This window comes from Bacillus cereus group sp. MYBK216-1, from assembly GCF_051916495.1.
GTDB lineage: Bacteria > Bacillota > Bacilli > Bacillales > Bacillaceae_G > Bacillus_A > Bacillus_A thuringiensis_K.
This window is the reverse complement of the sequence record NZ_JBQAGT010000004.1, coordinates 1-12,320: the sequence shown is the minus strand read 5'-3', so window position 1 is coordinate 12,320 and position 12,320 is coordinate 1. Positions and strand designations below refer to the sequence as shown.

Here is a 12,320-nt window from a genome sequence, read left to right as displayed (position 1 = left end):
CCATTTTAACATATTTAATGATAGAAAAGCGAGACTGCCCCAACAAATGTTCTCCACTTGAAACTTCTGTTATTTTCCATTGACAGAAAGGTTAAAGCACCTTAATATACAGAAGTCGATAATGATTATCAATACTAATTAAAGGGGTTGCATCAGGATGAAACGTAAGCTATTTATTTTATTTACTATTATGCTCGTTGTTCTTTCTATCGTTGGCTGTTCTTCTCAAAAAGAAGAATCGAAGGCAAAAGAACAACCGAAAACAAAAGTTGTAAAACATGCTAAAGGTGAAGCTACAATTCCAGTAAATCCAAAGAGAATTGTTGACTTATCTGGATCAACAGAAGAACTATTACTTCTTGGACACAAACCTGTTGGTACAGCAAATACATATAAAGATAAAATCCAAACTCACTTAACAGACAAGTTAGATGGAGTAAAAGCAGTAGGTTGGTACTGGGCACCTAAAGTTGATTTAGAAGCTGTTACTGCTTTAAAACCAGACTTAATTATTTTAAACAACCGTCAATTAAAAATTTATGATCAACTAGAAAAGGTTGCACCTACAGTTGTTCTAGAAACAAACTTAGAAGACTGGCGTGGTAAGTTTAAAGAAGTAGGTAAGCTATTTGACGAAGAGAAGAAAGCAGACAAATGGATTGCAGACTACGATAAGAAAGCAGACTCTTTATCTAAAAAAATTAAAGAGAAAACAAAAGATGAGAACTTTATGTTCGTTGCAGTTACACCACAAAACTTCCGTGTATACGGTAGCTTCGGATACGGTGACATCATCTTTAATGACTTAAAACTTCCAGCAACAAAAGGTACGGATTTAAAACAAACGATGGCGCAAGTATCACTAGAAGGTCTAGTTGCATTCCAGCCTGACCAAATGTTTATTGTAAACTTCGGCGGCGAAGCTGATAAAGTTTACGAAGACTACAAAAACAGTGCCGTTTGGAAAGACAATAAAGCAGTTAAAAATAATCACGTATATGAAGTATCAAATGAAGTCTTCAATACGAAAGCATTCAATCCAATCGGAAAAGATATGCTAATTGATGAAATCGCAAAAGAAATTTTAGCTAAAAACAAATAAGAAAAAAAAGCAGCTCACCATGAGCTGCTTTTTTTCTTACTCTGAACTGCGTATTGCTTCATTTTTTCAATCGTCTTCACAAAACCTTCTTTTGATTTAATACGAATGCCACGTTTCAATTTCGCACGTTCATAGCTCTCAAGCTTTTTCATATCAATTTGAAAGAAAGAATGGATCGCATTATCACTTTTCGGTACACCTTTGAAAATTTGTAATATCCCTTCCTCTGAAACACCAAAATACCCGCTCGTTTTCAATAACGGAGAAATATCATCAACTTTCTTTTGCAATACAATTTGTACATCATCACAATCAACGAGCTGCCATTCTTTATACTGCTGTAAAAACTTTTCTAAATCCGTCACTTTTTCTGTAAGTATTTCTTCGCTTACTTCGCCATCAACATACATACGCTCTAATAAAATTGTAACCTCAGGTTCTTTTTTCGTTACTTCTGGTACTGGCCCTTCCGCCTTCACATTCGTTCCATAAACGAAACAAAACATCATAACGAAAGCTTGCATCGCAATCAGTATCCATTTCATTTCCGTTCACCTCTTTTAGGCAAGATCATACTTTCATTAGTAGTTTTTCCGGAAATGGGGGTTTTATCCATATTACATTTCTTTCGAAAAATAAAAAATGCAGATAAGGGTTTACCTCATCTGCATGTATCATTTACTTTTATATAAAATGAAAGACGCCTGCAAAGCAGGCGTCTTGATGCGTTTACGGCGAGAGACCAGGCGACCACATTCGCGTGTTTAGCACTTAAGCATATCTCTCGTCTTACGTAAATTAGCTCATCGCTTTGCTAATATAACATTAATAAAGTATAAGTGCAACATGTTTATAAAAATATTTTATTTCCTCTTTCATCCAAATTATTTTATGTAAATTATAAATTGATAATTGCAATATATATGTTACAATTAATGTGACAGCGAAATCATAATAAGCAGGGGATGAATATTATGAAAAAAATAAAGGATGAACGCCTCATTCTTCAAATGTTAAAAAACATACGTATTGTCTTTCTTTTTCAATACATTGGCGTAGTTGGAATTTTAGGCTATATCGGATTCACTGAAGGCATTGATCAAATTACGAAATCTCCATTGTGGCTATTATTTATGTTTACAAGTATTTTACTTGCTTATTTACAGTTAAGTGTTTCAATCGATGTAGAAGAAGGCGAAAAGGAAATACAGTTAACTCCTTATTACAAACTTGTCTTCCACTCCCTTATTGTAGGAATCGTTACGGCTATTATTTATATTATTTTCAGTCCAGAAAGACCTCTATTTGAAGCTATTTCAACAGGTAGTATTCTTTTCATATGCTTTTTAGTTTCTTATTCCGTTAGTTATTTTATTAAAAAACGTCGCTTACAAGACAACGATGAATAAAGAGGAAGGGCTATCCCTTCCTCTTTTGTTTTGTTATCGCACTGTACCAGTTAAACCGTAACGAATGTCTCGGAACATATTCACTATGTCACGATTAAAATCGTTTGTAACTGTACCGTTACGTAGACGCGTACTCATTGCATCGACACGAGTAAACATATCATTTCTTACAGAAACATATACGTTTCTGTTTCCAACTTCATTTGCAACAGCTTGACGAATTTCGTTAGCCATCGCCGTTTCATTTGTCACTGTGTTACGTGGTTTTACCGCAATCGCTACATCGTTTCCATATACAACTGTAGACACACGGTCTACGTTATTCATACGTTTCACACGATTTGTTATTCTTTCAGCTGTTTTACCATCATTGTTAATGTATGAATTGTTCATTGTAATATTACGAGTTGGATGCGGATTAGCAATTTGTCCATTGTAATTTACATCTCGATAATAATTGTATCCTGTATCGTTACGACCATTTCTATATGTTACATAATCTGTATAACGATCATTACGTGTCACATTATCACGATACTGGTGTGTATCATTATAAGATGTACGCTCGTAATTGTAGTTACGTCCATCCATTGCATTGTTATCTTTCGGTGTACCACATGCAGCTAATGCACTGGTAACTAACAAAGAAGCAGCAATCACTTTTACTTTCGTATTCAATACAAAAACCCCCTCTGTTAGAATGAGCTTCTCTACTGAAAAGCTCCCTCTTATGATGAGTAACCGAGAAGGTTTTTACACTGTTAATATTTCACTGGGAATTTTCTAGCACTTCATAAAAAAACTTCATTTTCTTAATTAACAGGAATGTAAAAAAGGCGGGAATACTCCCGCCTTTTTAAACTTCTTCTTCGTCCTCTTCTTCTGAAACGGGCTCTCCAAATACATTCGGTGGATCTGGTTGATAATACATCGTTCCTGGCTGTGGTGCATATGCAGACTGAGTTGGTTGGTAATATAAAGGATTCGCATATTGCGGACCGCCTGGTTGTGGACTATATAGTCTACTTTCTCCTCCGCATCCACAATCTTCCTCACCCTGCACAAGCGGCGGCATATTATTATCCATTGGCATCATATTCGGGTTTGGCATAGACGTATATTGCGGTCCAAACGGCGCTCCTTGCTGATATGGCATTTGATATGGATTTGGTTGTTGATAATACGGATTCGGCGGCATCATGGGCTGTTGATACGGCATTTGATAGGGCATCATATTTGGTGGTTGATTGTTATCCATAATCGGCATCATATTCGGCATTTGATTGTTATCCATAATCGGCATTATATTCGGCATTTGATTGTTATCCATAATCGGCATCATATTCGGCATTTGATTGTTATCCATAATCGGCATCATATTCGGCATTTGATTGTTATCCATAATCGGCATCATATTCGGCATTTGATTGTTATCCATGATCGGCATCATATTCGGCATTTGATTGTTATCCATAATCGGCATTACATTCGGCGGCTGGTTGTTATCCATAATTGGCATTATATTCGGTGGCTGGTTGTTATCCATAATTGGCATTATATTCGGTGGCTGGCTGTTATCCATGATTGGCATTATATTCGGTGGCTGGTTGTTATCCATGATTGGCATTATATTCGGTGGTTGGTTGTTATCCATGATTGGCATTTGAATATTTGGCGGTATGACTTGTGGAATAACTACATTTTCTTTCGATACATTTGGCGATACTATATTCCCTACGTTTTCTTTTTTCACTTGCGGTGACACTATATTCCCTACATTTTCTTTTTTTACTTGCGGTGACACTATATTCCCTACATTTTCTTTTTTCACTTGCGGCGATACTATATTTCCTACATTTTCTTTCTTCACTTGTGGCGATACTATATTTCCTACATTTTCTTTCTTCACTTGCGGCGATACTATATTTCCTACATTTTCTTTCTTCACTTGCGGCGATACTATATTTCCTGCATTTTCTTTCTTCACTTGCGGCGATACTATATTTCCTACATTTTCTTTCTTCACTTGCGGCGATACTATATTGTTTTTTTTCGTTTGCGGAGAAATGATATTGTTAGGTTTCATTTTACTAATTTGAGGAGCAATTAACTCGCTTCCTTTTTTTATTACATCTGAAATTTTATATTCTTTTTTCGGTTTTATTGGTGGTTGTGGCGGCTGCGGTAATACATTTACCGAAAACTTCGTGTTTTCTTTTTCCGCCGGTTTTTGTTTTTCTATCACAGGTGGTTTTTGAATAACAGACGGTTTTTCAACTGGTTTTTCTTTTTGAATTGGCTGTTCTTTTTGCACTTCTTTTTGCGGTTTCACCTGTACTTCTTTTTGCGGCTTTACCTGCATCTCCTTCTGCGGTTTTACTTGCACTTCTTTTTGTGTTTGTTGCATAGCTGGCTGCTGTGTAATTGGTGCTGATTGATACGTAACTTCTTCCTCATCTTCTATTCCAAGCGGAGTTGGTGTTGCTGCAAATTCTTTTTGCTGCACTTCTTTTACGTATTGCTTTGGAGGCGCTGAACCTGCTCCAGCCTGTTGTTTCATGTGAACACTCTTTGATGGCACTTTAATTTTCATACCTGGCATGATTAAATCTGGATTACTAAGTTGTGTATTTGTTTTTTTCAACGTGTCAAAATCCACTCCGTACTTTTTCGCAATTTTCCAAAGGGTATCCCCTTTTTGCACGATATGAATTTTCAAATTTTCCCCCTCCTGTATAACTTATCTATAAGTAACAAATCTCATGAAGTAACTCTTTTTCTAAATAACATTAACTTCTTTTCACTTTTATCACTTCTTCGATTTTCAATATCATTAGAAGCGGAATAAGCATAAAGAACCACAATGATTTCTTCAAAACAATGTATGCCCATTTTGTTCTCGTTATGATTATATGTACGAAAAAAAGCAACGGGAATCCGCTGCTTTACACACGCTCTAACATACGATTTAATGCAAGAACTGCCTCTTCAGTCACTTGTTTATCTACGCTAATAACGTTAATTACTTCTCCTCTTTCTATCATTTCAAGTGCCCATAATAAGTGCGGCAAATCAATTCGGTTCATCGTTAAACACGGACACATAAATGGATTAAGTGAAACAATTTCTTTATCTGGATGTTGCTTAATAATTCGATTCACTAAATTCATTTCTGTACCAATCGCCCATTTACTTCCAGATGGAGCCGCTTCAATCATATCAATAATATATTTCGTTGAACCTGCATAATCCGAAGCAGCTACAACTTCGTAGCAACATTCTGGATGTACAATAATGTTCATGTCCGGATGATTTTTCCGTACGTTCTCAATGTTTTTCACTGTAAAGTTTTGATGAACAGAACAATGTCCTTTCCATAAAATCACTTGAATTTCTTCTATATCTCCATCGTACTCTAATGAATCTGTGTGTGGGTCCCATACTGCCATTTTATCTAACGGGATACCTAAATCGTACGCTGTATTTCTCCCTAAATGTTGGTCTGGTAAAAAGACGAGACGTTCTTTTTGAGTAAACGCCCAAGATACCATTTGCTTTGCATTAGAAGAAGTTACTGTTGCTCCGCCATTACGACCGCAAAACGCTTTAATTGCAGCTGTAGAGTTAACATACGTTAACGGAATCATCGTATCTCCAAATAATTTTGTGAGCTCTTTCCACGCTCTTTCTGTTTGTTCAATATCTGCCATATCCGCCATCGAACAACCTGCACGCATATCTGGTAAGATGACAACTTGATCATCTGTCGTTAACATATCTGCTGTTTCCGCCATAAAGTGCACCCCGCAAAACACAATATATTTTGCGTCTTTATTGCTCGCTGCAACTTGCGCAAGCTGAAGTGAATCCCCTGCTGCATCTGAAAATTGTACCACTTCATCTTTTTGATAATGATGCCCTGGAATGAATAACATTTTCCCCATTTTCTCTTTAATTTCACGAACCCGATTTTCCATATCTTCCGTTGACATCGTGTAATAACGCTCTGGTAACATCGTTTCAATTGGCTGTACTTGTTCTAAAATACTCATATACGTTTCTCCCCCTCTAAGCCACTTTCCTTACCCTTCAATATTGAAACTAATATCAAGTGCTTTCACTGAATGTGTTAACGCTCCAAGTGAAATATAATCTACCCCTGTTTTTCCGTATTTCGATAAATCTTCAATTGTGATGCCACCTGAAGCTTCTGTAACGATAGCGCTTGGTACAATTTTTGAAAACTCCCGAATTTCATCTGGCGTACGATTATCGAACATAATAATATCCGCACCAGCAGCAACAGCCTCTCTCACCTGTTCCTCAGTTTCTGTTTCTACTTCTACTTTCACCATATGTCCTAACTTTTCTTTCACTGATGTAACAGCTTTTGTAATAGAACTAGCAAACGCAATATGATTGTCTTTAATCATGACCCCATCATATAAACCGAAGCGATGATTAAATCCACCGCCGCACACGACTGCATGCTTATCAAACATACGTAGTCCTGGCATCGTTTTTCGCGTATCACAAATGCGAGTATGACTACTATCTAAAGCAAGAACCGCTTTATGCGTCATCGTCGCTATTCCGCTCATACGCTGAATAACGTTTAATATAACGCGCTCTGCTGTTAATAACGATGCAATTGGACCTTGCACAGTTGCAATGATTTCGCCTTTTTCTACAAGGTCCCCATCTTTTTTATGAAGCTCTACTTCAATTCTCTCATCAATTAATTTAAATCCTGATTCAATTACTAAACGTCCTGCAAAGACCCCTGTATCCTTCGCAAGAAACGTTCCTTTCGAAAGCAAATTATCTGGAAAAATAACCTGAGATGTTACATCTCTTTCCCCTATATCTTCTAAAAAAAATCGATTTAATGCTTCTTTAACTTTTATCGTGTTCATAAAGCCCCTCTTCCCCTCATCACACAAGTTGTCGTTTTCTCTTTACTCGAACAATCTCTTTCTTTCCTATATTTCTATCTGGATAATCACTCCGGTAATGCCCGCCAATACTTTCTTCTCTTTGCAAGGCTGACACAACTATAAGCTCACAAACCGTTAACATATTAATAAGCGTTATCTCTTCATTCGTAAGAACATCATGTTGTAATATCATATTTCGAACACCATACTTACTAAGCCATCTCTTCGCATAAGATAAACTTTGCTGTGTTCGCACAATCCCAACATATTTCATCATGCATTTTTGTATTTCTTCTTTCGTCGGTAAATGATTCAGAACGATAAACGTTGCTTCCTTTTCGGCTAGCATATTCACCTTTTCTTTTGTCTCTCTAGATAAAATGTGTCGTCCGATTCTTTTTCCAAACACAAGACCTTCTAATAATGAATTACTCGCTAATCTATTTGCACCATGAACCCCGTTACAAGCTACTTCACCGACTGCGTATAAGTTCGAAATAGACGTCTCTCCATCACAGTTCGTTTTCACGCCGCCCATGTGAAAATGAGTACCAGGCACGACTGGAATAAGTTTTTTATTTATATCGACTCCATTTGTTTTACATATCGATGACACGGTCGGAAAGCGTTGTTCAAAGTTTTGAATCATTTCGATGTTTAAGTACACTTTTTCACCCGCAAGTAGCTGTTCATGAATAGCCCTTGCGACTACATCACGAGGCGCTAAATCCTGTTCGGAATGTATATCCATCATAAAACGCTGCCCTTTTCCATTTATAAGGACAGCTCCTTCTCCGCGAACAGCTTCGGACACAAGACCAGAACAACGCCCACCCGCGTATAACATCGTCGGATGAAATTGTATAAACTCTAAATCTACAAGCTCTCCACCTGCACGGTACACCATTGCAAGTCCATCGCCTGTAATCGTCTCATCATTAGAAGTAAAGGCGTATAAACTGCCAATACCACCTGAAGCTAACACCGTATAATCTGCATTGTAACGTTTCAATTCGCCTTTATTGTTGCGAGTTAAAGCCCCAACACATTTATCTTTTTCTATAATAAAATCGAGCACCATTTCCTGTTCCACTACCGTAACATATGGAGCTACTTCTTGAATAAGATGCTCTAATAAATTCTTTCCTGTTGCATCGCCACCTGCATGTACAATACGACGTTTTCGATGCGCTCCTTCTTTTCCAAGATGAGGACCTGTTTCATCTCCATCAAATTTCATCCCATTTTCAATAAGGTTATTAATTTCTTTCGGTCCTTCCTCAACTAAATAACGGACCACTTCTTCATTGTTATAATGACACCCTGCTACTAACGTATCTTCAAAATGATCATTAGGATTGTCGTATGTAGCTACTGCTGCGGCAATTCCACCTTGAGCTAAATGTGTATTATTATTACGTTTCGTCTCCTTTGTGATAATAATCACATTCTTTTCGTGACAAATCTCTTTTGCAACACGAAGTGCCGCAACACCACTTCCAATAATTAAGACATCTGCACTTGGCATAATTGTTGCCTCCTACTTTACACTTTTCAACTGTCTTGACACCTATATTTACATAGTTTTAAAATAATGACAAGAGTTTTTTTATAATTCTTATTTTCACTACCATTTAAAAAGTAAAAGAACTGTAACTCTTACTAGAGAGAGGAACTTACATGATGATATATCTTGACTATGCAGCTACTACACCTATGAGCGAGGAAGCGTTACAAACATATATGAAAGCAGCGTCGCAATACTTCGGAAATGAACAAAGTTTACATGATATTGGAGGAACAGCTGCTTCTTTATTACAAGTTTGCCGAAAAACATTTGCGGAAATGATTGGAGGAAAAGAACAAGGAGTATTTTTCACAAGTGGCGGATCGGAATCAAACTATCTTGCGATTCAATCACTTCTAAATGCCCAAACTAAGAAGCATATTATTACGACACCTATGGAACATGCATCCATTCGAAGTTATTTTCAATCTCTAAAATCAAAAGGCTATACGATCACTGAAATTCCTGTTGATAAAAGCGGACTCCTTTGTTTAGTAGATTTAGAGGCAGCTATTACAGAAGATACTGTGCTAGCAAGTATACAGCATGGAAACTCTGAAATCGGAACCGTTCAAAACATTACAGAAATCGGGGCACTTTTAAAAAAATATAATGTTTTATTTCATACAGATTGTGTGCAAACGTTTGGTAAACTGCCTATCCATGTTTTTGAGATGGGCATTGATAGTCTTTCTGTTTCAGCACATAAAATATACGGACCAAAAGGTGTCGGCGCTTGCTACATAAATCCGCAATCTCGCTGGGAGCAAGTATTTCCGGGAACTTCTCACGAAAAGGGATTTCGCCCAGGTACAGTGAACGTTCCCGGCATCGCATCTTTTTTAACAGCTGCTGAAAATATATTAAAAACTCAATGGGAAGAAAGTTTACGTTTTAAAGAGTTACGCTCCTACTTTTTAGGGCAAATACAAACCCTTCCGCTAGAAATTGAAGTAGAAGGTCATTCTACTTCTTGTTTACCACATATTGTTGGGGTTACAATAAAAGGAATAGAAGGTCAATATACTATGCTAGAATGTAATCGCCATGGTATCGCCATTTCCACCGGAAGTGCTTGCCAAGTCGGTAAACAAGAACCTTCGAAAACTATGCTTGCAATTGGAAAAACGTATGAAGAGGCCAAACAATATGTCCGCTTCTCTTTCGGACAACAAACAACGAAAGATCAAATTGATACTACTATTCATGCACTACACACAATTGGAAATCAATTTTATAGAGGTGTTAAATCATAATGAAACAAAATGACCAAAAAAAGATTTTAGGTGAAGAAAGACGACAGCTTATCCTTCAGTGGCTTCTCGCTGCAAATGAGCCGTTATCTGGGAATGAACTATCGAAGAAGACAAACGTAAGTAGGCAAGTTATCGTGCAAGATATTTCCTTGCTTAAAGCACGAAACGAACCAATTATTGCGACTGCCCAAGGCTATTTATATCTAAAACCACAAGAGAAACAACAAGCTTTTGAACGCGTAATCGTATGCCAGCACAAACCAGCAGAAGTACGTCAAGAACTTACAATGCTTGTTGACCACGGCGTTACGATTAAAGATGTAAAAGTTGAGCATCCTGTATACGGTGACTTAACAGCATCCATCATGGTAAGCAATCGCTTTGATGTAGAGCAATATTTACAAAAAATCGAAAACACAAATGCTTCCTATCTTTCACAACTAACAGATGGTATTCACTTACATACAATTGAGGCAGATTCTAAAGAAAAGTTAGATGCTGCTTGTGAGGCGTTAGATAAAGCAGGATTTCTCGTTTATTAATGTAAAGCACAGAGTTTTTATCATTCTCTGTGCTTTTTTAATGCTATAATATTGTAATCAATCGTAAAGGAGATCAAATATGGGAATTGAACTCGTTCACTTTAGCATTGGCAAGCCGAAACAAATGAAATATAGCGAAGATAAAGAAATGATAACAGGTATATGTAAAGACCCTACAGAAGAGGCCTTTCTCTCAAAAGACGGATTTCGTGGTGATGACGTAGCGGATTTAAAACATCACGGCGGTCCTGATCGCGCTGTTTGTGTATACCCACACGAGCATTACGCACTATGGGAAGAGGAGTTTCAAACTACGCTTCCAGCTTCCACATTTGGCGAAAACATTACCGTAACAAATATGTTAGAGCGTGATGTTTGCATCGGAGATACATATCAACTAGGTGCAGCAATCATTCAAGTAACACAAGCAAGAGTACCTTGTAGCACTATTTCAAAACGCCTCGGTATTCCTGGCATTTTGCCGCGCATTGTAGCAACTGGATTTACTGGCTACCTATGCCGCGTTCTTCAAGAAGGTACTGTACGTAAAGATTCTAAAATTACATTACTAGAACGTCAACCGAGCAATGTTTCTGTTTTGTTCTCTAACGAAATTTATTTTCATAATAGAAAAGATAAAGATGGCATTGAAAAAATTCTTGCCGTTCCAGAACTAGCTGATATTTGGCGTGGTCAGTTAGAAGATCGTCTTGCGAAGTTAAAATAAAGAATCACACCATGTAAAACAGTATTGAGTCCATCATACCAGATGGACTGTTTTTATTTTCTCTTCCTTCACGTCCAAACATATAAAAATATATTTCATATTATATATGGACAACCTTTAATTCTTATATGTGAAGGGAGTGATTAATTATGGCGGATTACTTCTTAAAAAATGGAAAAAAATATTATAAGAAAAATGATCGCCCATGTAATTCTTCAAATTCAGATTCAAATAACTGTTTTATACAGAACTATACTATTTTCGGTACGGGAAATACCCCTCAAGATCTTGATATAACAACTGGAATTCCTCGAACTGTATTTGAAAACTTCACTAAAAATCATAATAAGACACTTATTAAATTTAGTTTCAGTCCTGCATTTGCAACAACGATTAGATTAACAATTGCAAGATTAAACCATCGCTCTCCACTTACATTTACCTTAACACCAGGAGATATTAAAACATTTTTAGTAGAAGATGTTGAGAGTATTACTTTCTCAGATACTGTAGCTCCATCTACACTCAATCTATTCATACAACAAACGAATTGTATTTGCTGCAGTAATTCGAACAATGATGAATCCTATTATTATAATAGTTGTAATGATGCGTACTAAAAACCCGACAAAAGAGTTATCTATTCCTAACAGAAGCCGTCCTAAATATCTGAAGTGCACCCCAATTGTTAGACACAGTCTAACAATTGGAGGTGCATTTTTTATGGCTAAATTTTCTTCAAAAGAAAAAATCCAAGCGGTGAAACGATATTTAGATGGT

General features: G+C 36.9%; 11 protein-coding genes and 1 pseudogene. 6 read left to right on the top strand and 6 right to left on the bottom strand.

Annotated elements, in window-relative coordinates; translation table 11 throughout:
* The first annotated feature begins 157 nt into the window (after positions 1-157).
* Complete coding sequence (locus ACTFRH_RS14450; RefSeq protein WP_000823612.1) at positions 158-1,102, top strand: iron-hydroxamate ABC transporter substrate-binding protein; 945 nt, start codon at positions 158-160, stop codon at positions 1,100-1,102.
* 14 nt (positions 1,103-1,116) lie between these two features.
* On the opposite strand, the gene ACTFRH_RS14445 is transcribed toward ACTFRH_RS14450, so the two are convergent.
* Positions 1,117-1,647, bottom strand: coding sequence for a BofC C-terminal domain-containing protein (locus ACTFRH_RS14445; protein ID WP_000871190.1), 531 nt, complete (start codon positions 1,645-1,647; stop codon positions 1,117-1,119).
* Between the two features lie 429 nt (positions 1,648-2,076).
* Here ACTFRH_RS14445 and ACTFRH_RS14440 point away from each other — a divergent pair, with 429 nt between their 5' ends.
* A complete protein-coding gene (locus tag ACTFRH_RS14440) occupies positions 2,077-2,511 on the top strand; it encodes a hypothetical protein (protein ID WP_000721223.1) in 435 nt (144 codons plus the stop codon).
* A 33-nt stretch (positions 2,512-2,544) separates the two neighbouring features.
* On the opposite strand, the gene ACTFRH_RS14435 is transcribed toward ACTFRH_RS14440, so the two are convergent.
* From ACTFRH_RS14435 to nadB, 5 genes and pseudogenes are all read right to left on the bottom strand, one after another.
* Entirely contained in the window at positions 2,545-3,189 is a 645-nt protein-coding gene (locus ACTFRH_RS14435) for a YhcN/YlaJ family sporulation lipoprotein (protein ID WP_001093536.1), read from the bottom strand.
* Positions 3,190-5,073: 1,884 nt separating this feature from the next.
* Positions 5,074-5,230 (bottom strand): annotated as a pseudogene (gene safA, locus ACTFRH_RS14430) (SafA/ExsA family spore coat assembly protein); the annotation flags it as partial.
* A 226-nt stretch (positions 5,231-5,456) separates the two neighbouring features.
* Positions 5,457-6,563 carry a quinolinate synthase NadA gene (gene nadA, locus ACTFRH_RS14425; RefSeq protein ID WP_000025343.1) on the bottom strand — a complete coding sequence of 369 codons (1,107 nt, stop codon included), beginning with the start codon at positions 6,561-6,563 and terminating at the stop codon, positions 5,457-5,459.
* A gap of 30 nt (positions 6,564-6,593) precedes the next feature.
* Positions 6,594-7,427, bottom strand: coding sequence for a carboxylating nicotinate-nucleotide diphosphorylase (gene nadC / locus ACTFRH_RS14420; protein ID WP_001092248.1), 834 nt, complete (start codon positions 7,425-7,427; stop codon positions 6,594-6,596).
* A gap of 19 nt (positions 7,428-7,446) precedes the next feature.
* A complete protein-coding gene (gene nadB, locus ACTFRH_RS14415) occupies positions 7,447-8,976 on the bottom strand; it encodes an L-aspartate oxidase (RefSeq protein ID WP_001138535.1) in 1,530 nt (509 codons plus the stop codon).
* Positions 8,977-9,128: 152 nt separating this feature from the next.
* On the opposite strand from nadB, the gene ACTFRH_RS14410 reads away from it, so the two are divergent.
* The 4 genes from ACTFRH_RS14410 (at position 9,129) to ACTFRH_RS14395 (ending at position 12,160) form a co-directional block, all read left to right on the top strand.
* A complete protein-coding gene (locus ACTFRH_RS14410; RefSeq protein WP_000973756.1) occupies positions 9,129-10,271 on the top strand; it encodes an IscS subfamily cysteine desulfurase in 1,143 nt (380 codons plus the stop codon).
* Positions 10,271-10,813, top strand: coding sequence for a transcription repressor NadR (locus ACTFRH_RS14405; protein WP_000812240.1), 543 nt, complete (start codon positions 10,271-10,273; stop codon positions 10,811-10,813). Before ACTFRH_RS14410 ends, ACTFRH_RS14405 begins: the two co-directional genes overlap by 1 nt.
* 79 nt (positions 10,814-10,892) lie before the next feature.
* Positions 10,893-11,540, top strand: a complete 648-nt coding sequence (locus tag ACTFRH_RS14400; RefSeq protein WP_000510679.1) for an MOSC domain-containing protein — start codon at positions 10,893-10,895, stop codon at positions 11,538-11,540.
* Between the two features lie 149 nt (positions 11,541-11,689).
* Positions 11,690-12,160, top strand: coding sequence for a hypothetical protein (locus ACTFRH_RS14395; protein ID WP_000796369.1), 471 nt, complete (start codon positions 11,690-11,692; stop codon positions 12,158-12,160).
* Positions 12,161-12,320 lie beyond the last annotated feature (160 nt).